This is a genomic window from Streptomyces sp. NPDC008150, assembly GCF_042956945.1.
Taxonomy (GTDB): domain Bacteria; phylum Actinomycetota; class Actinomycetes; order Streptomycetales; family Streptomycetaceae; genus Streptomyces.
On the sequence record NZ_JBIBHJ010000005.1, the window covers coordinates 289,735 to 314,816 of the forward strand.

Below are 25,082 nucleotides of genomic sequence, written 5' to 3' on the forward strand. Positions count from 1 at the left end.
GGCGCGGACGGGCGGGGTCAGGCCGTGCGCGGACGGGAGGAGATCTTGTGGCGACGGGGGGAAGGTGTGGGGGACGGAGAGGGCGGGCGTGGTGGGAGAGGGCGGGCGTAAGCGGGAAAGACCGCGCGAACAGGGCGCGACAGGCCATGATTTGACCCCATCCAGGCGGAAAGCCCCAGCTCCGGGACGGGTCGGGGGTCGTGACAACCCGCATCGCACGCCGTTAGGGTGCGCGCGATCGGACCAACCGGCGAGAGGGACGGGGAAACAGGGATGGCTGGGACGGAGGAGGAGACCGTCGCCGTCGCGGACGATGCGCTCTACGTACTCACCGCGGTGCTGCTGACTCCGGCGCAGTTCCCGAGCGTGCTCGGCGACGACTACCCGGAGGCGTGCGCGGCGCTGGGTCTGGGGCCGCTCGCCGACGGGTACGGCCTGGTCATCGGGCAGGACGGCGACGGCGCACGATGGACCGTGGTCATCGACGACGTGTCGCTCGTCGCCGTGGCCATCGCCTCCTGGGACTGCGGGATGGAGTACGACCTGTCGCCCGACGAACGCTCGGTCGTCGTCGCCCTGCCGGGCTGGCCGCTTCCGGTCGCCGTCGCCGCCCCCAATGTGCCCGCACCGCACGATCCCGACCCCGACGTCGCCGACGGTCCGCTGCTGTCCCCGCCGGACACCAGCACCTGGGGACCCGCGCAACGCCGCCTGGGCGCCGACGAGATCGCCCTTCAGTGGGCAGTGTGGCGCGAGCGCGTCGATGACTCGGACTTCATCACGCCGGAGACGGTCCCTGCCCCAGCCCCAGCCCCAGCCCCAGCCCCGGAGCCGGGACCCGCGGCACCAACGAAGGCGCAGGCCCAGGCGCGGAAGCAGACGGAAGCCGGGGCTGAGCCCCCGTCCGCGCCAGGTCCCGATGCTGCAACCACGCCCGACACGGCAACCGGCACGACGGCCGAACCGAGGGCGAAGACCGGCCCCGGCCCCGGAGCGGGGTCCAACGACGCGGACAAGCCTCCGGCGCAGACCGACGCCCCCGCCGCCACCGAGTCCGCCGAGTCCGCCGAGTCCGCCGAGTCCACGGACGAACCGACTCCGACAGCCGCCCCGACCCCGACCGACGAGCCGCTTAAGCGCGCCGAGCAGCCGCATGCCGATGTCGAATCCGGACCCGAGGCCGAGGTTGAGGCAGAGACCAAGCCCGCCGCAGCCGCCCCCCTCGCGGCCCGCGTGGACAGGGAGACCCGTGGCCACCTCGGCATTCGGCGCGTGCTCGCCGAGGCTCGGGCCTACGCGTCCGCTCCCCCGCCGCTCGGACGGGTCAGGTCTTCGTTCGCCCCGGGTGACGCACGCACCCTGCGGGCCGACGGGCCGGGCTGGTCGATGGTGGCCCGCACCGACGACATCGCGTTCGTACTCCTCGACGACGAGCCCGGCGAAGTACTGCCGGTCGGCCGCGGGCCCCAGCTGCCGGCTCTCCTCGAAGCCCTCGAAAGGCTTGCGGTGCGGCCGAGTTGACCGCCCCCGTGGGACGGCGGCTCACCGCGCCGCGGTGTCGGGCTCCCGTCCGCCGACCGCCAGCGCCATGGCGTCGTGGCTGCTCAGCGGCCCAGCTCCTTGCGGGTGACCCGGCGCAGCCTGCGGCGCTGCGACGGGTCGAGGGTCAGATAGGCGGCGACCGGGACACCCAGGATGATCAGGAGTGACGCCCACCAGGGCAGCCAGATCAACAGGATGAGCCCGACCGCCACACCCCCCACCGCGATCTTCGCGTTCTTCGACATCGGAGCCTCCTTCGCGGCCACTGCCGCTCTCTCTCCTGAAAACGGGCCCGCGCCCGCCGTGGTTCCGGACCGCACCCCTGACAAATCCCCGAGACACCCCCAGGATGCGCAGCCGAACCCCTACGGGTCACCTGCGGAAGGGGCACCCGCCGCGCACGCCGCTCCGCGTGCCCGGCGCGCGGAGCCTACAGGCGGCCACGGACAGTCCCAAGGGTTGCACCCCCAGGGGCGGGGGGTGCCGCCCACGCGCGTACGGGAGACTGGCACCCGCGGAGGAGCCACCCCGCGGTCAGGAACCCGCGCGGTACCGGGTCGCGAGCTCCGGGCTCTGCGCGCCGAAGGCGGCGAGGTCGGCGCGGGAGACGGCGTCGAGGAGGCTGTCGTCCTCGACGCCCGGGGCGCAGACGACCTCGCCGAGTTCCAGACCGCGCAGACCGGCCGTGACGACATCCTCGGCGGACATCCGCGGCACCGCGCTGAGGTCGAGGCCCTGCCGTTCGTGGAACTCGGTGGCGACGACCCCCGGGCACAGCACCTGCACCTTGACCCCGGTGCCTTCCAGTTCCGCGCTCAGCGTCTGGGACATGGCGACGAGGTGGGCCAGGGCGCCCGCGTAGACGGCACGCCGGGGCATCGCCGAGGCCGGTGCGGGCCCGCTGAAGGCGATCATGCCGGCGACGTTGACGATCGCGCCCTCGCCCCGTTCCTGCATGCCCGCGACGGCGGCACGGGCGAGCATCGTCGGGGCGACGACCTTGACGTGGACGAGTTCGCGCGCCTTGGCGGCGGGAAGCTCGGCGAGCGGCATGTAGTGGGCGACGCCCGCGTTGTTCACCAGCATGGTCAGGGGTTCCGAGGCGCAGATCGCCGCGACCGTGTCGATGCCCTCGTCGGTGGACAGGTCGGCCGCGACGGCCTTGACGGCGACCTCCGGATGGGCGGCGACGAACTCCGCCAGACGGTCCTCGCGCCGGCCCACCACGATCAGGTCGTGGCCCTCGGCCGCCAGCCGTTCGGCGAAGGCGCGACCGATTCCGGACGTGGCTCCCGTGACAAGTGCGAGCTTGCTCATGGCTGACTCTTCCTTCACTCACCGGAACGGGTACGCCGTACTCGCTCCGTATTGTCGACTGCCGGGTTCAACCGTCGCCCGGGACGACGCGTGCAGCCAGTCGTCCCGTCTTCCTGGGACCACTGGTACCAGGCAGGCCGGAGCGCTGCGGGGCACACTGGCCCCTATGAGTACGGCGGAGTTCGGGCAGGCGGTGCGGCGGTGGCGGGACCGGGTGCCGCCCGAGACCGCCGGGCTGCCCGCCGGGGGGCAACGGCGCGCACCCGGCCTGCGGCGCGAGGAACTGGCGTTGCTCGCCGGGATCTCCGTCGACTACGTGACCCGTCTCGAACAGGGCCGCGCGTCCAACCCGTCGGCGCAGGTCGTCGAGGCGGTCGCACGGGCACTGCGGGTGTCGACGACCGAGCGGGAGCACCTGTTCCGGCTGGCCGGCCTCGCCCCGCCCGGACCGGAGACCGTGCCCACGCACCTCACCCGAGTGTGCAGCGCCTGCTGGACCGGCTCAGCGGTACGCCCGTCGCGGTCTACGACGCCATCTGGACGCTGATGGTGGCCAACCAGCCCTTCGCGGCACTCATGGGCGACCCCTCCGGCCTGCGCGGGAACATGCGCAACGCCGTGTGGCGCACCTTCCTCCAGCCGGGTGACCGGGTCCGGTACACCGCGAAGGCACGGCTCGACCAGCAGACGGCGGTCGTCGCCGACCTGCGCAGGGCCCGGGCCCGCTATCCCGGCGACCCGCGCCTGCGGAAACTGATCGCCGAACTGCGTACGCGCAGCGAGCAGTTCGTCCGCCTGTGGGACTCCGGCGCGGTCGGCCTCCACGAGGCGGCACGCAAGACGATCGACCATCCGCAGGTGGGGGCGGTGACGCTGGACTGCGACATCCTCACGGTGGCGGGCACCGACGTGCACATCATGATCTTCACGGCCCAGCCCGGCACGACGGACGCCGAACGCCTCGCCCTGCTCACGGTCCTCGGCACACAGACGGTGGCCGGGTAACGGTCGGCGGGACCAATCACCGTGCCGTCGGCGGCACTTGTCCGTCAGGTACCGAGGTCCACCCGCCCGCGCTACTGACCGCCGCCCCCGGAAGCCGAGTTCAGCAACGACTCCAGGTCGCTCGGCAGGTCCGTCGGCAGTCCGGTCGGGAGGCCGCTCAGCAGGTCGCTGGGCAACGTGGAGGGCAGTGAAGGGAGTTCGCTCGGCAGCGTCGTGGGGATGCTCGTCGGCAGGTCGGTGGTGGGGAGTCCGCTCGGGAGGCTGAACGACGGCGTGGGCAGGCCGCTCGTCGACGTGCCGTCTCCGGGCCGCTTCGGGTCGGGCGAGTCGTCGTCGCCCCTTGCCATCAGCACGATCACCACCACCGCGACGGCGACGGCGAGTACGGCCAGTACGACGAAGAGAACCCGTCGGCCACCGCCGGACCCCCCGGGAGCCCCGGAGTCGAATCCAGGTCCACCGGGCGGCTGTTGGGGAGGCTCCGAGGGCGGCAGTCCTCCGTACGGCGGTGTCGGGGGGCCGCCGGGCGGTGGAGGACCGTAACCCTGGCTGCCTCCTCCTCCGTACGGACTGTCGGAGGGTGGCGGCCCGAAGCCGCCTCCTGCGGGCGGAGGTCCGGACTGCGGCCTGGGCGGGCGGGACGGTTCCGGCGGGATGGCCATGCCCCAAGGGTGCCGTCACCGTGCGCAAGGCGCAGCCCGTACGGGGAAGTCGGCGCCGACTCATGACAAGGACCGTGGGATTCCGCGACGTTCGGCGTCCCGTCGCCACCGCCTCTCGCCCCCTCCCCCTCCCCCACCGGCACCGCGAACTCCCGCCGGCTTGCCGTTCAGGGTTCCAGGACGCCGCACACGTCAGCCACCAGCCGGTCGGCGTCCTCGAGCACCGCGGTGAGTGCCTCCGGGGTGGTGCCGAGCGTTGCGAACAGCGCGTGGGCGCGGTCGGCGAAATCGGCCGGGGCGTCCGCCAGTTCACCTGCCGCCCTGACCGCGCCCTTCTCGTTGACGACCCAGCATCGCGCGTGTGCGTGGAGCGCGTGCACCAGTAGGCCGACCGCGCGGAAGAGGCACCCGGCGACGTAGAACGCGTCGCCGCGCGCCGCGCCCTTGCGGGCGCCCAGCAGGATGAACGGGGCCTCCCACGCCGCGTTCGCCACGAGTGCCTCGCGCAGCGGCTCCGGATAGACGCGCGTCTGTTCCCGCAGGGCTCGCAACGCACCGCCGGGGTCGGCGAGGACGCGGCCGAGGGCGACCTCGCCGGCGTACGAGTGGGAGTAGAACCCCAGGGGATGGCCGGGCTGGGTGCCGATCTCGAACCGTCCCGCCCGGCACTCGCTCCAGACGCGTCGCACCCGGTCCAGGTCACGGTAGATCCAGTCGACACGGTGGCCCTCGACGGTCAGCCAACTGCCGCCGTCGACCCACGGCCCCCAGCCGCCGGGCTCGCTGACCTCGACCGGGCCGCCGGTCACCTCCGCCGCCAGCGCGCGCAGCGCGGCGGTGTCCAGCGGGGCCCTGTAGTAGAGGCCCAGGTCGTAGTCGGAATCGGGGCTGTGCGTGCCCCGCGCCCGGCTGCCGCCCAGGCAGACACCCACGACACCGTCGACCCCGGCCAGGCGGTCCGCGATCTCCGTCAAGCGATCCATGGGCCCAGTCTGCGGATGTGAACCACGGGGGGCGACCGAATATGGCGGGGCACGGCCGCTCGGCGCGGTCATGGCCGGTCAGGATGCCGTGGTCGGCCGGCGGTGCGGCCGTGCCGGGACCCGATCCACCGGGCGGTTCCTGCGAGTTGACCGTGCCGTGCCGTGAAGGCGCCTGCCGGGCAGGGAGGTTGAGCCGACGAACGGGCACGGGCGAGCACCCGGGAAGGGCGGCGTCAGGACGCGGCGTAGGTGCCGGGAGTCTGGCCGGTGACGCGGCGGAACGTGGCGATGAACGCGCTGGGCTTGCGGTAACCCACCGCACGGGCGGTGGCGTTGACCGACGCGCCCTCGGCCAGCATCGCGACGGCGGCGCGGACACGTACGTGAGCGCGCCAGGTGGCGAAGCTGAGGCCGGTCTCGGCGCGGAACAACCGCGACAGGGTACGGACGCCGGCGTGGACGTGATCGGCCCAGGCCGTGAGTTCGCGCTGGTCGTCCGGGTGGGCGATGAGCTGCTCCGCGATCGCTCGGGCGCGCGGGTCGGTGGGCATCGTGACGTGGACGTGGTGCGCGGGCAGCGGGGTGAGCAGTTGGAACATGAGCGTCTCGGCGGCCGGACGGCTGTGGTCGTCGGGAGCGACGCGGTGCAGGTGGGTGAGGATCTCGCCCAGCAGCGATCCCACGGCGAAACAGGTGGGCCCGGTCCAGGTGATGGGGCAGCGGTCGGCGGCGAAGGTGATGGTCAGCATCTCGCCCGCGTGCAGCACGGCGCCGGCGTGCTCGACACCCCCGGGCACCCAGAGCCCGTGCCCCGGCGGGATCAGCCAGTCGCGACGGCCGACGGTCCCCATCAGCGTCGCCGTCGAACTCCACGTGAGCATCGGTTCGGGGTGCGCGTGCAGATGCAGCAGTTCGTGGTCGTGAGCGGTGTCACGGTCGACGCACAGGATGGGCGAGGCCCCCGGTTCCGCAGTCGACGACGGCTCCACCGGGGGCGCGAAGGCGGCCGCGTCCGCCGTGGCCCCCGGGCCGGACGTCTCCGCCGCACCCTTCGCGGGCCGTCCCACCGGGTTGGCCGGTTCGGGGTATCGGTTGGCCTCTACGTGCACACCGGCCAGCCTAGCTTGGGCATAACCGACCGAGGGGAGTGCGCGGCTGATGAATGACGTGATGACCGGGGCCAGGGGCCCGGCGAGGCGGTACGGGCCGACCGAGGAGACGGCCGGGGCGTGCCCGCGGGTGTCGGCCGGAGCGCTTGCGCCGGCTCTCGGCGCGCGCGGCGCCGACCGCGCGAACGCGAGGAACCGCGCGGGCAGGACGAACGGCGTGAACGTGACGAGCGGTGTGAACGCGACGAGCGGTGTGAGCGGCACGACTGCGGCGCGGGTACCGGCCACCGCGACCGGACCGGACACCGGCCGACCCGGAGCGGCCGGGCCCGAAGGGATGCGCGCGGCGCAGGCGGTGCGCGCAGCACGCGCCGTGCGCGCAGCGCGGGCGGTGCGCGCAGCGCGGGCGGTGCGGCCGTGACCGTCTCCTCCGAACCGTTCTCGCCCGCTCTGCGCCGGTCGGTCGGGGTGGTGATGATCGGCGCGACGCTGTCCTTCCTGGACTCGACGGTCGTCAACGTCGCCGTGCACACCCTCTCGGCCGACCTGCACGCCGGACTGGGGACGGTGCAGTGGGTGGTGACCGCCTACCTGCTCGCGCTCGCGGCGGTCATCCCCGTGACCGGCTGGGCGGCCCGCCGGTTCGGCGCCGCCCGGCTGTACGTCGTCGCGCTGGCGGTGTTCACCGTCGGGTCGGCGCTGTGCGCGTGCTCGCCGAGCGTGGGGACGCTGATCGCCTCACGGGTGCTGCAAGGCGTCGGCGGCGGGGCGATCATGCCGGTCGGGGCGATGATCTGGACCGCGCAGGCGTCCAAGGCGCAGATGGGGCGGGTGATGGCCCTGATCGCGGTACCGGTGGTGCTCGCCCCGACGCTCGGACCGGCCGTCGGCGGCCTGCTCGTCCAGGGCATCGGCTGGCAGGCGATCTTCTGGCTCAACGTCCCCTTCGGCGTAGTCGGTACCGCGCTCACCGTGCGCCTCCTGCCCCGGGGCCCGGCGGGGGACGCGGAACCGCTGGACGTGACCGGCCTGGTGCTGGCCTCCGCCGGGATCGTGGGCATCACGTACGGCCTGGCGGAACTCGGCACCACGGCCGGGCCGGACACGGCCGCCGCCGTTGCCCTGTCGGCCGGGTCGGCCGCACTGGCCGGCTTCGTCGTGCACGCCCTGCGGGCGAAACAGCCGCTGCTCGACCTCAGGCTGTACGGGAACCGGGCGTTCACTGCCGCGTCGGTCGCCACGTTCGCACTGGGCGCCGCGAACTTCGGCGGGATGATCCTCATGCCCCTGTACTTCCAGACGGTCCGCGGCGAGAACGTGGTCATCGCCGGGCTCCTGATCGCACCGACCGGCATCGGCGCACTGCTCGCGGCGCCGTTCACCGACCGCTACGGCGCCGGGGCAACCGCCTTCACAGGTGCGGCCGTTCTGGCGGTCGCGACCGTCCCGTTCGCGTTCCTGACCGCCACGACCTCCTACACCCTGCTGTGCCTCGTCATGGTCGTCAGGGGCATCGGGTTCGGTCTGTCGATCATCCCGGCGACGACCGCGGCCTACCGCGCCCTGCCACCGGACAAGATTCCCGACGCGACCCCACAGCTCAACGTGCTCCAGCGCGTCGGCGGCGCGATCGGCACCGCGGTGCTCATCGTCGTCCTCGACGGCCGCCTCGGCCACCGCCCCTCGCGCGCCGGGCAGGCCGGCGCGTTCGGAACGACGTTCCTGTGGGTGCTCGCGATCACGGTCGCCGCCGCCGTCCCCGCCGTCGTGCTCGCCCGCGCCGAACTCCACGCCCGCCGCCGCACCGCCGCGTCCGGGCTCGCGGAGGCCACCGGGACCGAACGCTGACCCCGACGCGGCCCCAACTCGTCGGGCACGCCTCGCCCCTCACGTCCCCGTCGACCAACCCGCGCCACCGGCGCGCGACTTGCTGTCCCGCCGCCGCACGATGAACGGCGCCGACGAGTTACGGGTGGGGCGAATGCCCGGACGGCGGCGCATCCGCCCCACCCTCAACCCCCGCTCGCAGCGGCTCCGTTGTCGTCCTAGCGGGCGCCGAGGAGGTGGTCCATGGCGAGCTGGTCGAGGTGTTCGAAGGCCATGCCGCGGGCGGCGGCGGCCTCGACGTCGAAGTCCTCGTGGGCGGTGCGGTCGGCGAGGAGGGCGGCGAGGCCGTCGGCGGCGGTGGGCCGGGCGAGTTCGTCGAGGCGGGAGGCGGTCAGCGCGGCCTGGACCTCGGGGTCGGCGCGGAAGGCTGCGGCACGGTCCTTGAGGATGAGGTAGTTGCGCATGCAGCCGGCGGCGGAGGCCCACACACCGTCCTTGTCCTCGGTGCGCGGCGGCTTGAAGTCGAAGTGCCGCGGCCCCTGGTAGCCGGCGGACTCCAGCAGGTCCACGAGCCAGAACGCGGACCGCAGGTCACCGGCGCCGAAGCGCAGGTCCTGGTCGTACTTGATGCCGGACTGGCCGTTGAGGTCGATGTGGAAGAGCTTGCCCGCCCACAGCGCCTGCGCGATGGAGTGCGTGAAGTTCAGGCCCGCCATCTGCTCGTGGCCGACCTCGGGGTTCACACCGAACAGCTCCGGGCGCTCCAGGCGCTCGATGAACGCCAGCGCGTGGCCGACGGTGGGCAGCAGGATGTCGCCGCGCGGCTCGTTCGGCTTCGGCTCGATCGCGAAGCGCAGGTCGTAGCCCTGCTCGGTGACGTACTCGGCCAGGAGGTCGAAGCCCTCCTTCATCCGGTCCAGCGCGCTGCGCACGTCCTTGGCGGCACCGGACTCCGCGCCCTCGCGCCCGCCCCAGGCGACGTAGACCGACGCGCCGAGCTCCGCGGCGAGGTCGATGTTGCGGATCGTCTTGCGCAGCGCGTAGCGGCGCACGTCCCGGTCGTTCGCGGTGAACGCGCCGTCCTTGAACACCGGGTGCGTGAACAGGTTCGTCGTCGCCATCGGCACCTTCATGCCGGTCGCGTCCAGCGCCTGGCGGAACCGCTTGACGTGCGCCTCGCGCTCGCTGTCGGAGGACCCGAACGGGATCAGGTCGTCGTCGTGGAAGGTGACACCCGCCGCGCCCAGCTCGGCCAGCCGGGTGACCGACTCCACCGGGTCCAGCGCCTCGCGGGTGGCGTCACCGAAGGGGTCCCGGCCCTGCCAGCCGACGGTCCACAGACCGAACGTGAACCTGTCCTCGGGGGTGGGCTGATAGTTCATGCCGCGGCTCCTTCGCTCGCTCCGACTATTTCGTCATGGCAGTTTACAAATTAGTATGCGACAGCATCTCTGGGAAGGGACATGACGTCTCCGACGTGATGCCGCTCCGGGCGCACGAGCCCCGGAGCGTCGAGAACACCAGGTCAGCAGTGCCGGACAACCGGCCGAAACAGCCAGGTCGACCGGCCGAGCCAGGCCGTGCAGGCCGTTTCCCGCGAGCCGCGGAAAGGGAGAACCCGATGTCAGCAGCCGAGGGTCCACTCGTCGTCGGAGTGGACTCGTCCACGCAGTCCACCAAGGCCCTGGTCGTCGACGCGGCCACCGGACGGGTCGTGGCCTCCGGTCAGGCGTCCCACACGGTCACCTCCGGCGCGGGCCGGGAGAGCGACCCCCGCCAGTGGTGGAACGCCCTGGGCGAGGCGCTGGAGCAGTGCGGTGACGCCGCGCGCGAGGCCGCCGCGGTCTCGGTCGGCGGTCAGCAGCACGGCCTGGTCACCCTGGACGCCCGCGGCGAACCGGTCCGTCCCGCCCTGCTCTGGAACGACGTGCGCTCCGCGCCGCAGGCAAGCCGGCTGGTCGAGGAGCTGGGCGGGGCGAAGGCGTGGGCCGAGCGGACCGGCAGTGTGCCGGGCGTCTCGTTCACGGTCACCAAGTGGGCCTGGCTCGCCGAGCACGAGCCCGAGGCGGTGCGCGCGACGGCCGCGGTGCGGCTGCCCCACGACTACCTCACCGAACGCCTGACCGGACAGGGCACCACCGACCGCGGCGACGCCTCGGGTACCGGCTGGTGGGCGTCCGCGACGGAGGCGTACGACGACGAGATCCTCGCCCGCGTGGGTCTCGACCCCGCGCTGCTGCCCCGCGTGGTGCGGCCCGGCGAGATCGCGGGAACCGTGCGCGACGGCCACGACCTGCCGTTCGCCAAGGGCACCCTGGTCGCCGCCGGCACCGGCGACAACGCGGCCGCCGCGCTCGGCCTCGGGCTGCGCCCCGGCACACCCGTGCTGAGCCTCGGCACGTCCGGCACCGTGTACGCGGTCTCCGAGCACCGCCCCGCCGACCCGTCCGGCACGGTGGCCGGCTTCGCCGACGCGCGCGGCGACTGGCTGCCGCTGGCCTGCACGCTGAACTGCACGCTCGCCGTGGACCGGGTCGCCGCGCTGCTCGGCCTGGACCGCGAGGCGGTGGAACCGGGCACCGCGGTCACCCTGCTGCCGTTCCTCGACGGCGAACGCACGCCGAACCTCCCGCTCGCCTCGGGCCTGCTGCACGGCCTGCGGCACGACACGACCGGCGGCCAGGTGCTCCAGGCGGCCTACGACGGTGCCGTGCACTCGCTGCTCGGCGCGCTGGACCTGGTGCTCGACGCGGACGCGGACCGCACCACGCCCCTGCTGCTGATCGGCGGCGGCGCACGCGGCACCGCGTGGCAGCAGACGGTACGGCGGCTGTCGGGCCGCCCGGTGCAGGTGCCCGTGGCCAAGGAACTGGTGGCGCTCGGCGCCGCCGCACAGGCGGCCGCCCTGCTGACCGGGGAGGACCCGGCGGCGGTGGCCCGGCGCTGGAACACCGCGGACGGCCCGGTGCTGGACGCCGTGGAACGGGACGACGCGACGCTCGCACGGATCACCGGAGTACTCTCCGACGCGGCACCGCTGCTGAACCGGGGCACCGACGCCCGCTGACGTGTGACGACGAAACCACCGCCACGGCGGTCCCGCCCCCGGCCGGGGGCGGGACCGCGGACGCCGGAGGAGGCACCAACGTCCGCACGGAAAAGGGTCGTTGACGCAACCGCGTCACCGAGCCACCCGGCGGCACCCCCGGCGGCGGAGTCGCCGACGGAGTCGAGACGGAACCACGGGCGCGCCCGCCCAGGACGGACGCAGGCATGACCGCACCACCGCACGGGGCCCGGACCCAGCCGCAGCCCCAGGGCCAACCGCAGTCCCGGCCGCAACCCCAGGGCTCCGCCACCGCCGGGCGCGCACGCTCCGACACGCAGCAGGGCATGCGGCGCCGCAATCTCGCGCGCGTCGTGCATGCCATCAGCGCGCAGGGGCCGCTGTCGCGGGCGGCGGTCGCCTCGCACATCGGGCTGACCCGCGCGGCCGTTTCGACCCTCGTCGACGAGCTCGTCCGTACGGGCCTCCTGGAGGAGCTGGGTCCCGAACACCCCGGCGCGGAACGGCAGGGCCGGGTGGGCAGGCCCGGATCGGCGCTCGCCCTCAGCGCGCACGGACCGGCCGGGATCGGCGCCGAGGTGGGCGTCGACCATCTCGCCGTGTGCGCCGTCGACCTGCGCGGCGAGGTGCGGGCGCGCGCGGTGCGGCACACCCCGAACCGCAACCGCGCCCCGGAACCCGTGGCCGCCGAACTGACCGCGCTGGTACGGCAGGTGACCGCAGAGGCCGAGCAACTGGGGTTGTGGTCGGCCGGGTTGGCCGTCGCGGTGCCCGGACTGGTCACGGGTGACAGCCGTACGGTCGTCCGCGCGCCGAACCTGGACTGGCACGACGCGGACCTCGCCGCGCTGCTGCCCGCCGGGGTGCCCCTGACCGTCGACAACGAGGCCAACTTCGGCAGCCTGGCCGAACTGTGGCTCGGCGAGGCCACGCCCCGCGACTTCCTCCACGTGTCCGCGGAGATCGGTATCGGCGCGGCGGTCGTCGTGGACGGGCGGGTCCTGCGCGGCACGCGCGGTTTCGCGGGCGAACTGGGGCACGTCCCGGTGCGGCCGGAGGGCCCCGCCTGCCCGTGCGGGGGGCGGGGCTGTCTGGAGCAGTACGCCGGCGAGGAGGCGGTGCTGCGCGCGGCGGGCCTGGAACCGGGCGCCGACCGTGTGGGGCTGCTCGCCGAACGGGCCGCCGCCGGTGACGAGAACGTACGTCGGGCCCTGCGCGACGCGGGGACCGCGCTCGGTATCGCCCTCACCGGGGCGGTCAACCTGCTCGACCCCGAGACCGTCGTCCTGGGCGGCGCGCTGGCGGCGCTCGCACCCTGGCTGCTGCCGTCCCTGGAGGCCGAGTTGGCGGGGCGGACGGCGGGGTCGGTGTGCCCGGTGTCGGTGTCCGCGCTGGGGCCCGAGGGCCCGCTGCTGGGCGCGGCGCACTCGGTGGTGCGGGCGGTGCTGGACGATCCGGCGGCGGTGGCGGAACGCGGCTGAGCCGATCCTGACGCCACGCCGACGCCCCCCGACGCCCGCGGTCGCCCGCCCGGAGGCGCGGCGCGGCGCCGCGCCGGACGGCTCCCTGTTCCCCCGGCCGCTCCCCCGCTCCCCGATTCTCGCCCCTCGTTCGAGTGACCCCCGTCGAAAAGGTTGTCGGCACCGACACCCGGAGTGACGATGTCCCCAGCCGCATGCCTGCCGCAATGCCTTTCGGGGAGGCCGAGTTGACCGAGTCGTGGGTGGCTCTGGAGCAGGGGGCCGATCCTGCCGAGCGGGTCCGGGTGCTGCGCCGGGCGCACGCCACGTTCGCCGAGGCCGGCACCGTGCCGCGCCCGGTGCGCCGGGTCGTCGCCGAGTCGTGGCGGCGTTCGGCGCGGGCGGGCGTCGGTCTCGACGGCACCGCGCGCGTGGAACTCGCGGACGGCGACCTGGGCGCGTACCGGGCCGAGCATCCGCTGGCGCGGGTGATGCCGCTGATCCGGGAACTGATGGGCGGATTCGCCTGCGACGGCGAGCACTTGGTGGCCGTGTGCGACGCGTACGGGAGACTTCTGTGGGTCGAGGGCGACCCGGCGACCCGGCGGATGGCCGGGCGCATGAACTTCGTGCCGGGAGCCCGTTGGGCGGAGACCGCGGTCGGGACGAACGCGCCCGGCACGGCGGTCGCCGTCGACCGTCCGGTGCAGGTGTTCGCGGCGGAGCACTTCGTGCGCGAGGCGCAGCCGTGGACGTGCGCGGCGGCGCCGGTGCACGATCCGCGCACCGGCCGGGTGCTCGGCGCGGTCGACATCACGGGCGGGAACGGTCTCGCGCATCCGCACAGTCTGGGTTTCGTGCAGGCCGTCGCGCGGGCCGCCGAGTCCCAACTGGCTCTGCTGCCACCGCCGTCGGGCACTCCGGCCCGGCCGGAGCTGTCCGCGCTGGGGCGCGACGAGGCGGTCCTCGTGACGGACGGCCGCAGGGTCCGGTTCAGCAGGAGGCACAGCGAGATCCTCGTGCTGCTGGCCCGGCACCCGGAAGGACTGACCGGGGACGAGCTGCTGTGCGCGCTGTACGACGACGAGTCGGTGACCCCCGTGACGCTGCGCGCCGAACTGGCCCGACTACGGCGGCACTTGGAGCCGGGAATGCTCGCGTCCCGTCCGTACCGGCTGACCGTGCCCGTCGACTCGGACGTCGGAGCCGTGGAACGCCGCCTGGAAACAGGGGCGTTGACCGCGGCCTCGGCCGCGTACGCGGGTCCGCTGCTGCCCGCGTCGCGGGCCCCCGCCGTCGTGCACCTGCGCCGGATGCTGGCGGACGGACTGCGGGCCGCGCTGATCGACCGGCACGACCCCGACCTGCTGGCGGACTGGGTGCACGCGCCGTGGGGTGCCGACGACGTGGACGCCTGGCGGGCCCTCGCCGCGCTGCGGCCGTCGTCCGGAGCCCGCGCCCGGCTGGCAGCCCTCGAAGCGGAACTGGCCGTACCGTCCACCGGCCCCGTCGGCCGCCCGTACCGCCGGACCAGCGGTGCAACGTTCCTGCAACGTGGCGGTGCCTAGCCTCGCGCCGAACGCTGTCCAACGGCGGGCAGCGCATCTCCGGGAGGCAGAGAGCATGACCCGATACACGGCGCCCGGCAGCGAGGGCGCGATCGTCTCCTACCAGGCGCGCTACGACCACTTCATCGGTGGCGAGTACGTGCCTCCGGCCCGGGGACAGTACTTCGAGAACCCGTCACCGGTGAACGGGCAGCCGTTCACCGAGGTGGCGCGCGGAACCGCCGAGGACGTGGAGCGCGCACTCGACGCCGCCCACGCGGCGGCGCCCGCGTGGGGCCGCACGTCGGTCACCGACCGCGCCAACATCCTGCTGCGCATCGCGGACCGGATGGAGGCGAACCTGGAGAAGCTGGCCGTCGCCGAGAGCTGGGAGAACGGCAAGCCGGTACGGGAGACGCTGGCCGCCGACATCCCGCTCGCCATCGACCACTTCCGCTACTTCGCGGGGGCGGTGCGCGCGCAGGAGGGCTCGATCGGCGAGGTCGACGACGACACGGTCGCCTACCACTTCCACGAGCCGCTGGGCGTCGTCGCGCAGATCATCCCGTGGAACTTCCCGATCCTGATGGCGACTTGGAAGCTGGCCCCGGCGCTCGCAGCGGGCAACGCGGTCGTCATCAAGCCGGCCGAGCAGACTCCCGCCTCCATCCACTACTGGATGAGCCTGATCGCCGACCTGCTGCCGGCGGGCGTGGTGAACATCGTCAACGGGTTCGGCGTCGAGGCGGGCAAGCCGCTGGCGTCCAGCCCGCGCGTGGCGAAGGTCGCGTTCACCGGCGAGACCACGACGGGGCGGCTGATCATGCAGTACGCCTCCGAGAACATCCGCCCGGTCACGCTGGAGCTGGGCGGCAAGTCGCCGAACATCTTCTTCGACGACGTCTGGGCGCAGGACGACGACTTCCGCGACAAGGCCCTTGAAGGGTTCACGATGTTCGCGCTCAACCAGGGCGAGGTGTGCACGTGTCCGTCGCGCGCGCTCGTCCAGCGCGGCCACTACGCCGAGTTCATGGAGGCGGCGGTCGCCCGTACCGAGCAGATCGTGCCGGGCCACCCGCTGGACACGGACACGATGATCGGCGCGCAGGCCTCCAACGACCAGCTGGAGAAGATCCTTTCGTACCTGGACATAGGGCGCCAGGAGGGCGCGAAGGTCCTCACCGGCGGTGAACGGGTCGAGCACGACGGCGATTTGAAGGGCGGCTACTACGTCCGCCCGACCATCTTCGAGGGCGACAACCGCATGCGGATCTTCCAGGAGGAGATCTTCGGCCCGGTGGTGTCGGTGGCGTCGTTCGACGACTTCGACGACGCGATCAAGACGGCCAACGACACGCTGTACGGCCTGGGCGCCGGCGTGTGGACCCGCGACATGAACACCGCGTACCGCGCGGGCCGCGCGATCCAGGCGGGCCGCGTCTGGACCAACTGCTACCACGCCTACCCGGCCCACGCGGCCTTCGGCGGCTACAAGCAGTCGGGCATCGGCAGGGAGAACCACAAGATGATGCTGGAGCACTACCAGCAAACGAAGAACCTCCTGGTCTCGTACAGCCCGAAGAAGCTCGGCTTCTTCTAGAGCCTCAAGTGGGCTGCCCGGAGGTCCTGCCGACCTCCGGGCAGCCCACTTCGGCAGGCGGTCCGGTCGGTCCTCGGGTCCTTGCATCGCAGGCAGGGCCGTGCGGCCGAGCCCGGTGTGGCGTGTCCGCCAGACCGGACGCGCTTCCCACGCGGAGCCCGCCGCGGGACCTGGTCGCGGAGACGCTCGTCGAGTCCGGTACGGAAACTCGGCCCGTCTACCGGATGATCCTTCGCCGCCACCACGGCGCTCACCACTTCAGCGGTGATCGACAACGACTCGCGGCAACTGGACCTGTCCGCAGCGAAGTTGAGGCACTGGGCACACAGGTCCTGGAGCCGGCCAGGCCCCTCTTGCCCTGGCGCACGCAGGCGTGAGAAGGCCCGAACGCCGTCACCCCGATGTTGATACATCGGATAGACCGCTCACCAACTTAGTTAAAAGGGAGCACTCGCGTCAGCCGTTCGATAATTTGCGGCCCTTACGGGGGATGCATCACTGACTCCCGCAACGGGAACTTGCATAGGGTCGTTGGACCTGCTGTCACCTGGGTACGCCCAAAGAGTGCATCCGGGATCGTACGGGCAATCGGGGTGTCCGCGAATGGTGCGGACACCCCGCCCGGTACTACTCAACATGGAGCGGAGGTCAGTGCCTGATGCGTCGCCACCACCGAATCGCCGCCCTGCGCGCGATGCGAGTCGCGCACCGCGCCAACCGCACGGCCTCTGGCGCCAAGCCACATACAAGGAAGACGAGATCGACTCGATCGACGTCGTCCCGAACCACATTCACGACCCACTCCAACAGCGTCAGGACCAGCGTGAACGCAGGCCCCCTGACGACATAGGCTCGTCCGCCCCCACGGGGCGGTACGGGATCGACCGGTAGCTCCGGTCGGCGATCGGGCATAGGGGTACCACCTGTGTCCAGATGAGCGGCACCCCTGAGGCCAAGGCCGGCAAGTCGAGATCTCAGGGGTGCCGACGTCCGCAGTGCGGTCGCATTGACCTAACGAGAAGGATGGCGGCTGGGGTACCTTCCACCCACCGAGCGCCCCAAATGGAGTGAAGGCCAAAGGTTTCTTCCGCGCCCGCTCCTGAACTCCGGTACTCTCCGCGGCTGTTCACTGTTTCTCCATACGTCGGGCAATGTGTCGACGATGGTCTGATGCGATGCCAATGTGCCTGCGGCTGGGTCTCCTTGCGAACCGATCGCGCCCGTCCACGAACAGGCTCGCTCATCGGAGATCGACGGACGAAGGGACACCGGACCCGGAGTGGCATCGGCCTACCCGTCGGCCCCTCCCGTGGTCTGTACGACGTGGCGTGGAGTCGGGAGCATGGCGGAACAGCGGACGAGATCAGGTCCCAGGGTTTCAACCTGAACGAACTGTTCCGCGAAGTGACGTACGAGATCGACTACTACCAGCGTGACCACACCTGGGACGCAGAAGAAATCCGCACGCTGCTGGGCGACTTGTGCGACGTGTTCCGCAACCGGTCGAGCGACTCCGGATACCGGCGCCGCCCACGCACCGCACCTCAGTACGTCCTGGGTCCCTTTCGGCGCGGACCCGTTGGCGTGAACCTCCCGCTCCCGCAGGCCCGTTCAGGGTTGGGCGGGCGTCCGTCGTGCCGTCGGGCGAGTATTGACAAGGTGCCTACGTAACCTTAGGTTCACATGAGCCGCTGATCTTTCTCCCTGTTTTCTCCCTCTTCACCCCGTATTTCCATGACTTGCCGGGCAACGGAGCCGCGCCGGGTGCGTGGTCGTTCCGTTGTTCCCGCAGGTGGCCGGAAAGGACCCCCAGCGCCATGCCACGGATCTCGAATCGGACGGGGGTGGTGCTGGTGAGCCTGAGCCTCTGCGCCGTTGCCGCCGGTGTCACCACCGTGAACGCCTCCGCCGCCCCGAATGCCTCGTCCCACGGCCGCTCCTCCGCCTCCGCGCAGAGTTCGCTCGCCCCGAAGGTGACCCACACCGGGACGGGCCCCACCGGCTACACGGTCACCTTCCGCTACAAGGCGCCCAAGGCCAAGAGTGTGCGGATCGAGGGCGAGTGGTACTTCGCGAACCCGTACCGGCTCTCCGCCCTGGCCGGCACCGCCACCGAGACCGTGGCCACCCCGGGCACCCTGCCGGCGCAGTGGAAGCCGGGCGACATCCCCATCGGCTCGCCCAACTCCTCGGCGGCCAACTGGCCGGTGGTGTCGATGAAGCAGGACAGGCGCACCGGCGTGTGGTCCTACACCGTGCCGCTGCCGTCCGGCACCTTCAACTACGGCTTCTACGTGGACTGCGCCACCTCCGACCAGAGCGGCTGCACCGAGGTCGCCGACCCGGCCAACCCGGCGTGGAACGTGAAGAACGGCAAGGTGACCGGCTCCGTCGAGCCGGTGAGCCAGGTGTACGTCCCCTCCGACCCCAAGTTCGGTACGGTCGACGAGAGTTGGCAGGCCCCGGCGGCCAAGCACGGCACGCTCGCCGACGTCACGTACCCGGCGCCCGCCTCGGTCACCCCGGCCGGGAAGAACTATCTGGCCGTCTACACCCCGCCCGGCTACGACCCGAAGCGGGCCAAGGCGTACCCGACCGTCTACCTCAACAGCGGCGGCAGCAACGAGCTGGACTGGAGCACGCAGGGCTCCGTCGGGAACATCCTCGACAACCTCATCGACACCGGTGAGATCCAGCCCATGGTCGTCGTGATGCCCAACACCACCGGGTTCGGCGACTCCACGACCTACGACACCTTCGACGCCAACGTCGTGAACAGCGTGATCCCGTACGTGGAGAAGCACTACCACGTCTCAACGGCCGCCTCGCAGCGGGCGATCGGCGGTCTCGGCTACGGCGCTTCCATCGCCAACTCGTTCCTCTTCGACGACACGGCCGAGTTCGGCTACTACGGCGTGCTGAGCCCCGGCCTGCACGGCAACTACGTGCTGCCGACCGCGGACCAGCTCACGGACGACCAGGTCGCGGCGCTGAAGAAGGTGCAGATCCTGGTCGGCGGCGGCTGGCAGGACCCCAGCCACTACTACCACGCCAGTGAGGTGGCCACCCTCAACCAGGTCGGCGTCCCCGTCCTGCCCGACTACACCAACGGCGGCCACGAGTGGTACGCCTGGCGGGTCGGGATCAAGGACTTCCTCACCAAGGTCGCGTTCTTCCCGCCCCTGGCGGGCTGAGGCCGCACAAGCGACCGCACGGGGGAGGCCGCCGGTGCCGGCGGCCTCCCCCGTGCGTCGTCCCGGCCGCCGACCGGCATAGGCTTTCCCGGTGGACGAGAACGCCCCGGCCCCCACCGCCGTGTCCGAACGGATCTCGACCTCCGACATCCGGGAGGCGAACGTCGCCGCGCTGTGCACGCTGCTGCGCGAGAACGGGGACATGACCCGGGCGGACCTCGGGCGGGCCAGCGGGCTGACCCGTCCCACCGTCATGGCGGTGGTGAAGCGGCTGCTGGCGCAGGGCTGGGTGACGGAACCCGGCGAGATCCGCGTCCCCGCGGGCGGCGGACGCCCCGGCTCGCTGCTGCGTTTCCGCGCCGGGGCCCGGGTGCTGGGCGCGGTCCGGTTCCGGGCGGGCGCGCTGGAGACCGTCCTCGTGGACCTGACCGGAACGGTGGTAGCCCGGTCCGTCGCGGCCCGTCCGGCGGAGGACGCCCCGTGGACCGCGCTGACGGAAGCCGTCGTACGGCAGTTGACGGAGCTGCGTGCGGCACACCCCGAGGCGGGGCCGCTGGCGGCCCTCGCGCTGGGCCTGCCCGGTTCGGTGGACCGCGTGCACGGCCGGTGGTCCAGGCCCCGGCGCGACGGGTGGCAGGACCTGCCCGTCGGACCCCGGCTCTCGGAGCTGCTGGGGGTGCCGGTCGGCGTGGTCAACATCGTCGCGGCCGCCCTCATCGGGAGCGTCACCCGGGAGCCGGTGCCGCCCGCGTCGGCCTGTCTCGTCTACGTCGGCGCAGGGGTGGGCTGCGCAACCGCCGTACGGGGCAAGCTCGTCGACGGTGCCACCGGCAGCGCGGGCGAACTGGGGCACTGCCGGCTGCCGGGGCTGACGACCGTGTGCCGCTGCGGCCGGGTCGGCTGTCTGGAGACCGTGACCTCGGCCGGCCATCTGCGGCGGCAGTACTCCCGTCTGGCCGGCGGTGACCCCGGGGCCACGCTCGCCGACATCGAGCGGCACACCGGCGGGGGCCTGCCCGAGGTCGTCGACGAGGCCGCCGACCGGCTGGCCCTGGCGGCGTCGTGGCTGGTGAACACCATCAACCCGGCCGTCGTCTACCTCGGGGGGAACCCCTTCACCGACGCCAGCACGCTCTTCGTCGACCGGTTCGCCGGGGCACTGCGCGAGTACGCCTACCCGCCCGACGCCGACGGGCTCGCGGTACGGGCCGTCAACTCGGAGGCCACGCTCTCGGGTGTCGTCCACGTCGCCGGAGAACTGCTGCCGCCCTTCCTGCGCCCGGCGCTGCGGCTCGCGCACTGAACGCGGCAGCGGCGCACGCGGGCGACGCTGCCCCGCGGCGCACGACGGTCAGCACGGCTGCCGCCACACCCCCAGTTCCAGTTTCTTCTCCATGGAGGACAGGCCCAGCCGCCGCGAGTCCGCGCAGAACCGCGAGACGGGCACGTCGTACTCGACGTGGAAGACCGCCTTGCCCGCCTTGACGAACGGCGTCAGCTCGCCGCACTCGTCGTACTGGGCGCACTCCTCGTTGACCGCGAAGTCGAAGTCCTCCAGCAGCGCGGGGATCTGCGGCAGGTCGTTCTTCAGGCCGACGGCCAGCCCCCGTTCGTGCGCCAGGTCCGCGATCATCCTGTTGTACCTGAGCTGGTCGGCGGCCGTGAGGTCGAACCCGCTGTCGTTGCTGTACGCCTCGACCAGGTCCGGTTCCACCGCGTCGAAGCCCTTGTCGCGGCACATGTCGAACCGCTTGGCCATGATCGGCCGCAGTACCGCCGTCTGCCGGATGTCGAGCCAGCGTTCGCCGTCCCAGTCGTCGCCGGAGCCCAGTACCGAGGCGGGGAAGGCGGCCTTGTCCGGGCGGAAGTCCTCCCAGGCGCCGACGTTGACGTAGCAGATCGCGCGGCGGCCGGCCCGGTGCAGGCGGGCCACGTCGGCGGCGGAGTTCTCGAAGCCGTCGATGTCGTAGACGGCGACGTCGACCGACTGGTCGGCCCGGCCGTCGAGCTGCCACTGCCAGTCCAGCCCCGGCCTCGGCCGCCACCAGCCGGCGGAGCGGGTGCCGCCGCCCTTCGCGGACGCCGACGCGGCGGGCGCGCGGGACGCCGGGGACGACGCGGGCGCGGGGCGGTGGGTCGCGGACGTCGTGGGCGTACCGGAGGCCCGCGCGGAGGCGTCCGCGCTCGGAGAGGCGGACCGACGCACGTCGCCGCCCGCCGCCCTGTCGGCGCCTGCCGTGCCGGAGCATGCCGTCAGGGCCGCCGCCGTCAGCAGCGCCACGAGGGCGGCCGGCCAGGTCGCCGTGGTCTTCCTCATCGTTCCTTCCCGGTCAGCGCGGGCGACAACGCGGCCCAGGGGTTGGGCGGTTCACCCGTGACGGGCCCGCACACCGCCGCTCCCCGTTCGGCCGCGGTGCGTACCGCGAGGGGCACGAGCGCCTCCGGCACCCCGTAGACCAGGTGACAGAGCCGGTCGGTCGTCTCCTTCGCCGTCCGGGGCGGGCGGGTGAAGGACGACACGTACGTGGACCAGGGGCCCTCGAAGGTGACGGTGAGGTCGGCGAGGCGGGTGTAACCCGGGGCGGGCTGGACACCGGGGTTCAGCACCACCGTCCGGGCCCCCGTCCGCCGGATCCGGCGGACCAGCCGGCGGCAGGCCGGCAGGTCCTGCGAGGTGGAGGTCACCTGGTCCAGGAAGCACCCGTCGACCCCGTACCACTCGCGGTGGAGCTCGACGTCGGCGAGGACCCGGTCCGCGTCGCGGGTGCCGTAGTCGGTGTCGACGTACCCGAGCAGCAGCGTGCCCGCCGCGCGCAGCGCGTCGGCGGCGGCGGCGAACGCGGGGTCCGGGAAGGTTCCGGGCCCGCTCGCCGGGTTGAGCACCACGCCGTAGGTCCGGTCGGCGGCCGTGATCAGCCGGTGCCAGGCGCCCGGGTCCTCGGCGGGGTGCACGTACAGGGGGACGAGGAGATTCACGGCGTGCGGTCGCCCTCCCCGCCCGGTGTGTCCCCGGCGTGCGGCGCGGAGGCCGCCCACAGGGCGGCCAGCGAGTCGCCGAGCGGGTGGACCGGCCGCCAGTCCAGTGCCGAGGCGGCCAGGGAGATGTCGGAGCACTGCCAGGACACCGCCGCCGAGCGTGCGGAACCGGCGGAGCCGTCGGTGGTCTCCTCGATCCGCCCCTCGAACGCGGCCAGTTCGGCCAGCCGGTACACCAGCGACCGGACCGGCACGGCCCGGCCGCCGCCGATGTTCAGCACCGGCGGCAGCGGCCCTTCGGCGGTCGTCGCGAGGGCGGTGGCCCGTGCCACGTCCCTCGCGTCCACGAAGTCCCGGTACGCGGACAGGTCGCCGAGCCGCAGCACCGCGCCGGGGTCGTCGGCGGCCTCCCGCAGCAGGGCGGCGATCCGGCCGGGCAGTCCGGCCAGCGGGGCGCGGGCGCCCACCGGGTTGCCCACCCGCAGGACCACCGCGTCGAGGCCGGAGGCGGTCACCGCGACGGTGGCGGCGAGTTTGGTGGCGCCGTACGGGGCCGACGGGCGGGTGGGGTCGGACTCGGTGACGGGGACGTCCGGGATGCCGGGCCCGTACTCCGCGGCCGACCCGAGGTGGACCAGCCGGGCGGCGGGGGCGGCGAGCTGCATCGCGGCGCAAAGGGCGGCGGTACCACGGGAGTTGACCTCGGCGAGGGTGACCGCGTCACCGCCGGTGGCTCCCGCGCAGTTGATCACGGCATCGGGTGCCGCCGCCTCCAGGGTCTTCGCCAGCCGCTTGACGCTGTCGCCGGCCAGGTCGAGATCGAACTCCGCGGCCGCGGAGCGGCCCGCGCCGAGCACCCGCACACCCGGGAGGGTGCGCAGGTGCTCGGCGACGTGGCCGCCCAGGAAGCCGGTGGGGCCCAGGACGAGAATGCGCATGGCGGGGCTCAGGCTCCCTTGAGCAGAAGCGACTTGCGGCTGGTGAACTCGGCGTTGGCCCGGTCGTAGTCGTCCGGGCGGCCGATGTCCAGCCAGTATCCGTCGAAGTCGTAGGCGTGCGGCGGGTTTCCGGTCTTCAGCAGGTCCAGGACGAGTTCGTCGAAGCCGAGCGGCAGACCGGCGGTGTACCCGTCCAGCGTCGACCGGGACAGGCCGTACACGCCCATCGAGACGCGGTAGTCCATGCTGGGCTTCTCGGTGAAGGCGACGACCTTCCTGTCGTCCGTGGTCAGCACCCCGAAGTCGATGTGCACCTTGCGGGCGTACGTGGCGATGGTCAGCGGGGCACCGGCGGACCGGTGGGTGGTGAGCACGTCGGCGAAGTCCAGGTCGGTCAGGACGTCGCCGTTCATCACCAGGAACGTCTCGGGCAGCCGGTCGCGCAGGTTGAGCAGCGGGCCCATCGTGCCCAGCGGGCTCTCCTCGGTCGCGTAGTCGATCCGCAGGCCCCACTGGGAGCCGTCGCCGACGTAGGCGCGGATGATCTCGCCGAGGTGGCCGATGGCTATCGTGCAGGAGGTGAAGCCGGCGTTGGCAAGCTGACGCAGCACGATCTCCAGGATCGCGTGCTGGTCGCCGATGGGCACCAGCGGTTTGGGCAGCGCGGTCGTGTAGGGCCGCAGCCGAACGCCCTTGCCACCGGCCAGGATCACACCATGCATGGGTCATTCCCCTTGTTGTCCGGAAGTGCGAGCGGTCAGATGTTGTAGATGCCGGTCTTGTAGCGGGCCAGGTTGGCCGGCTCGCGGAAGAACTCGACGGTGTCCGCGAGCCCTTCCTCCAGGGTGTGCGCGGGCCGCCAGCCGGTCGCCGCCGTCAGCCGGCTCGCGTCGGCGACCAGCCGCATCACCTCGGAGTTGGCCGGCCGGATGCGGGCGGTGTCCTCGCGGACGTCGAGCGGGGTGTCCATCACCTTGCCGATCAGGCCGACCAGGTCGCCGACCGAGATCTCCCCGCCGGTACCGGCGTTGAGCGTCCGGCCGACGACCTGCTCGGCGGGCGCGGTGCCCACCGCGAGGAACGCCTGCGCGGTGTCCTTGACGAAGGTGAAGTCGCGGGTCGGGCGCAGGTCGCCCAGCGTGATGGTGGTCTCGCCGGCGGCGACCTGGCCGATCACGGTGGGGATGACCGCGCGCATCGACTGGCGCGGGCCGAAGGTGTTGAAGGGGCGCAGCGTCACCACCGGAGTGCCGAAGCTCGCGTGATAGCTGTCCGCGAGCCGGTCACCTCCCGCCTTCGAAGCGGCGTACGGGGACTGGGTGTTGATCGGGTGGTCCTCGGTGATCGGCACGGTCTGCGCGGTGCCGTACGTCTCGCTGGTGGAGGTGTGCACCAGCCGCGGCGTGCCGAGGGCGCGCACCGCCTCCAGCACGTTGAGCGTGCCGGTGACGTTGGTGTCCACGTAACTGTGCGGCGCCCGGTAGGAGTACGGGATCGCGATGAGCGCCGCGAGATGGAAGGCGACGTCGGCACCCTCCAGGAGGCCGCGGACCGAACCCGGGTCGCGGACGTCGCCGAGGACGATCTCGACCTGGTCGAGGACGTCGGCGGAGAGGGTCTCCAGCCAGCCGTAGGAGGAGAAGGAGTTGTACTGCGCCATGGCTCTCACCCGGTACCCCCGGGCGACGAGTGCCTCGGTGAGGTGGGAGCCGATGAATCCTTCGGCCCCGGTGACGGCGGCGAGCGGTGGGGAGGTCAACTGAGCGTTCCTTCCGGTGTGTTGGGTCGAGGTGCCGACCGGTGACGGTGGTGCGGGCCCGTGACGGGCCGGAGTGCGTCGGGGCGTGTCCGGTCC

The 25,082-nt window shown here is 72.7% G+C and carries 19 protein-coding genes and 1 pseudogene; 9 read left to right on the forward strand and 11 right to left on the reverse strand.

The annotated features are described in order from the left end of the window. The first annotated feature begins 273 nt into the window (after window positions 1-273). Window positions 274-1,521 (forward strand): hypothetical protein, encoded by a 1,248-nt coding sequence (locus ACFZA0_RS15420; RefSeq protein WP_391016042.1) that lies wholly within the window; start codon window positions 274-276, stop codon window positions 1,519-1,521. A gap of 83 nt (window positions 1,522-1,604) precedes the next feature. On the opposite strand, the gene ACFZA0_RS15425 is transcribed toward ACFZA0_RS15420, so the two are convergent. Together ACFZA0_RS15425 and ACFZA0_RS15430 are read right to left on the reverse strand one after the other, a co-directional pair. Next, entirely contained in the window at window positions 1,605-1,787 is a 183-nt protein-coding gene (locus tag ACFZA0_RS15425) for a hypothetical protein (RefSeq protein WP_391016045.1), read from the reverse strand. 289 nt (window positions 1,788-2,076) lie between these two features. Then, the gene (locus ACFZA0_RS15430) at window positions 2,077-2,859 is read right to left on the reverse strand and encodes an SDR family NAD(P)-dependent oxidoreductase (protein WP_391016048.1); all 783 of its coding nucleotides are present in this window, start codon (window positions 2,857-2,859) and stop codon (window positions 2,077-2,079) included. A 166-nt stretch (window positions 2,860-3,025) separates the two neighbouring features. Here ACFZA0_RS15430 and ACFZA0_RS15435 point away from each other — a divergent pair. Next, window positions 3,026-3,864, forward strand: a pseudogene (locus tag ACFZA0_RS15435) (helix-turn-helix domain-containing protein). Window positions 3,865-3,935: 71 nt separating this feature from the next. On the opposite strand, the gene ACFZA0_RS15440 reads toward ACFZA0_RS15435, so the two are convergent. The 3 genes from ACFZA0_RS15440 to ACFZA0_RS15450 all read right to left on the reverse strand — a co-directional run bounded on the left by ACFZA0_RS15440 (window position 3,936) and on the right by ACFZA0_RS15450 (window position 6,882). Next, entirely contained in the window at window positions 3,936-4,211 is a 276-nt protein-coding gene (locus ACFZA0_RS15440) for a hypothetical protein (RefSeq protein WP_391016559.1), read from the reverse strand. A gap of 482 nt (window positions 4,212-4,693) precedes the next feature. Continuing rightward, window positions 4,694-5,509, reverse strand: coding sequence for a nucleotidyltransferase domain-containing protein (locus ACFZA0_RS15445; protein ID WP_391016050.1), 816 nt, complete (start codon window positions 5,507-5,509; stop codon window positions 4,694-4,696). A 233-nt stretch (window positions 5,510-5,742) separates the two neighbouring features. Continuing rightward, window positions 5,743-6,882: a helix-turn-helix domain-containing protein gene (locus ACFZA0_RS15450; protein ID WP_391016052.1), complete on the reverse strand. Its 1,140-nt coding sequence runs from the start codon at window positions 6,880-6,882 to the stop codon at window positions 5,743-5,745. Window positions 6,883-7,035: 153 nt separating this feature from the next. Here ACFZA0_RS15450 and ACFZA0_RS15455 point away from each other — a divergent pair, with 153 nt between their 5' ends. Then, a complete protein-coding gene (locus ACFZA0_RS15455) occupies window positions 7,036-8,466 on the forward strand; it encodes a DHA2 family efflux MFS transporter permease subunit (RefSeq protein ID WP_391016054.1) in 1,431 nt (476 codons plus the stop codon). 197 nt (window positions 8,467-8,663) lie between these two features. Here the strand turns inward: ACFZA0_RS15455 and xylA are convergent, their stop codons facing one another. Next, complete coding sequence (gene xylA, locus ACFZA0_RS15460; protein WP_391016056.1) at window positions 8,664-9,827, reverse strand: xylose isomerase; 1,164 nt, start codon at window positions 9,825-9,827, stop codon at window positions 8,664-8,666. A 239-nt stretch (window positions 9,828-10,066) separates the two neighbouring features. On the opposite strand from xylA, the gene xylB reads away from it, so the two are divergent. The 6 genes from xylB to ACFZA0_RS15490 all read left to right on the forward strand — a co-directional run bounded on the left by xylB (window position 10,067) and on the right by ACFZA0_RS15490 (window position 20,616). Beyond that, window positions 10,067-11,512 carry a xylulokinase gene (gene xylB, locus ACFZA0_RS15465; RefSeq protein ID WP_391016059.1) on the forward strand — a complete coding sequence of 482 codons (1,446 nt, stop codon included), beginning with the start codon at window positions 10,067-10,069 and terminating at the stop codon, window positions 11,510-11,512. A 206-nt stretch (window positions 11,513-11,718) separates the two neighbouring features. Next, complete coding sequence (locus ACFZA0_RS15470; RefSeq protein ID WP_391016062.1) at window positions 11,719-12,993, forward strand: ROK family protein; 1,275 nt, start codon at window positions 11,719-11,721, stop codon at window positions 12,991-12,993. A 206-nt stretch (window positions 12,994-13,199) separates the two neighbouring features. Then, window positions 13,200-14,540 (forward strand): GAF domain-containing protein, encoded by a 1,341-nt coding sequence (locus tag ACFZA0_RS15475; protein ID WP_391016065.1) that lies wholly within the window; start codon window positions 13,200-13,202, stop codon window positions 14,538-14,540. Window positions 14,541-14,595: 55 nt separating this feature from the next. Next, the gene (locus tag ACFZA0_RS15480; RefSeq protein ID WP_391016068.1) at window positions 14,596-16,119 is read left to right on the forward strand and encodes an aldehyde dehydrogenase family protein; all 1,524 of its coding nucleotides are present in this window, start codon (window positions 14,596-14,598) and stop codon (window positions 16,117-16,119) included. A 1,817-nt stretch (window positions 16,120-17,936) separates the two neighbouring features. Beyond that, window positions 17,937-19,313 (forward strand): alpha/beta hydrolase-fold protein, encoded by a 1,377-nt coding sequence (locus tag ACFZA0_RS15485; RefSeq protein WP_391016071.1) that lies wholly within the window; start codon window positions 17,937-17,939, stop codon window positions 19,311-19,313. A gap of 91 nt (window positions 19,314-19,404) precedes the next feature. Continuing rightward, window positions 19,405-20,616: an ROK family protein gene (locus ACFZA0_RS15490; protein WP_391016073.1), complete on the forward strand. Its 1,212-nt coding sequence runs from the start codon at window positions 19,405-19,407 to the stop codon at window positions 20,614-20,616. 48 nt (window positions 20,617-20,664) lie between these two features. Here the strand turns inward: ACFZA0_RS15490 and ACFZA0_RS15495 are convergent, their stop codons facing one another. The 5 genes from ACFZA0_RS15495 to ACFZA0_RS15515 are packed head-to-tail and all read right to left on the reverse strand — an operon-like array spanning window position 20,665 to window position 24,986. Continuing rightward, entirely contained in the window at window positions 20,665-21,630 is a 966-nt protein-coding gene (locus tag ACFZA0_RS15495) for an endo alpha-1,4 polygalactosaminidase (RefSeq protein WP_391016074.1), read from the reverse strand. Beyond that, the gene (locus ACFZA0_RS15500) at window positions 21,627-22,289 is read right to left on the reverse strand and encodes a spherulation-specific family 4 protein (protein ID WP_391016076.1); all 663 of its coding nucleotides are present in this window, start codon (window positions 22,287-22,289) and stop codon (window positions 21,627-21,629) included. Before ACFZA0_RS15500 ends, ACFZA0_RS15495 begins: the two co-directional genes overlap by 4 nt. Then, window positions 22,286-23,227 carry an NAD-dependent epimerase/dehydratase family protein gene (locus tag ACFZA0_RS15505; protein WP_391016079.1) on the reverse strand — a complete coding sequence of 314 codons (942 nt, stop codon included), beginning with the start codon at window positions 23,225-23,227 and terminating at the stop codon, window positions 22,286-22,288. The genes ACFZA0_RS15500 and ACFZA0_RS15505 overlap by 4 nt, the downstream gene beginning before the upstream one ends. A gap of 8 nt (window positions 23,228-23,235) precedes the next feature. Continuing rightward, the gene (locus ACFZA0_RS15510; RefSeq protein ID WP_391016081.1) at window positions 23,236-23,949 is read right to left on the reverse strand and encodes a sugar phosphate nucleotidyltransferase; all 714 of its coding nucleotides are present in this window, start codon (window positions 23,947-23,949) and stop codon (window positions 23,236-23,238) included. Window positions 23,950-23,984: 35 nt separating this feature from the next. After that, window positions 23,985-24,986 carry a GDP-mannose 4,6-dehydratase gene (locus ACFZA0_RS15515; protein WP_391016084.1) on the reverse strand — a complete coding sequence of 334 codons (1,002 nt, stop codon included), beginning with the start codon at window positions 24,984-24,986 and terminating at the stop codon, window positions 23,985-23,987. Window positions 24,987-25,082: the final 96 nt, after the last annotated feature.

Excerpts from the sequence above, each read along its gene's own strand:
- ACFZA0_RS15470 (WP_391016062.1), top strand. The coding sequence starts at position 11,719 with ATGACCGCACCACCGCACGGGGCCCGGACCCAGCCGCAGCCCCAGGGC.
- ACFZA0_RS15420 (WP_391016042.1), top strand. The coding sequence starts at position 274 with ATGGCTGGGACGGAGGAGGAGACCGTCGCCGTCGCGGACGATGCGCTC.
- ACFZA0_RS15480 (WP_391016068.1), top strand. The coding sequence starts at position 14,596 with ATGACCCGATACACGGCGCCCGGCAGCGAGGGCGCGATCGTCTCCTAC.
- ACFZA0_RS15485 (WP_391016071.1), top strand. The coding sequence starts at position 17,937 with ATGCCACGGATCTCGAATCGGACGGGGGTGGTGCTGGTGAGCCTGAGC.
- xylB (WP_391016059.1), top strand. The coding sequence starts at position 10,067 with ATGTCAGCAGCCGAGGGTCCACTCGTCGTCGGAGTGGACTCGTCCACG.
- ACFZA0_RS15440 (WP_391016559.1), bottom strand. The coding sequence starts at position 4,211 with ATGGCAAGGGGCGACGACGACTCGCCCGACCCGAAGCGGCCCGGAGAC.
- ACFZA0_RS15505 (WP_391016079.1), bottom strand. The coding sequence starts at position 23,227 with ATGCGCATTCTCGTCCTGGGCCCCACCGGCTTCCTGGGCGGCCACGTC.
- ACFZA0_RS15430 (WP_391016048.1), bottom strand. The coding sequence starts at position 2,859 with ATGAGCAAGCTCGCACTTGTCACGGGAGCCACGTCCGGAATCGGTCGC.
- ACFZA0_RS15495 (WP_391016074.1), bottom strand. The coding sequence starts at position 21,630 with ATGAGGAAGACCACGGCGACCTGGCCGGCCGCCCTCGTGGCGCTGCTG.
- ACFZA0_RS15475 (WP_391016065.1), top strand. The coding sequence starts at position 13,200 with ATGCCTTTCGGGGAGGCCGAGTTGACCGAGTCGTGGGTGGCTCTGGAG.
- ACFZA0_RS15425 (WP_391016045.1), bottom strand. The coding sequence starts at position 1,787 with ATGTCGAAGAACGCGAAGATCGCGGTGGGGGGTGTGGCGGTCGGGCTC.
- ACFZA0_RS15445 (WP_391016050.1), bottom strand. The coding sequence starts at position 5,509 with ATGGATCGCTTGACGGAGATCGCGGACCGCCTGGCCGGGGTCGACGGT.
- ACFZA0_RS15510 (WP_391016081.1), bottom strand. The coding sequence starts at position 23,949 with ATGCATGGTGTGATCCTGGCCGGTGGCAAGGGCGTTCGGCTGCGGCCC.
- xylA (WP_391016056.1), bottom strand. The coding sequence starts at position 9,827 with ATGAACTATCAGCCCACCCCCGAGGACAGGTTCACGTTCGGTCTGTGG.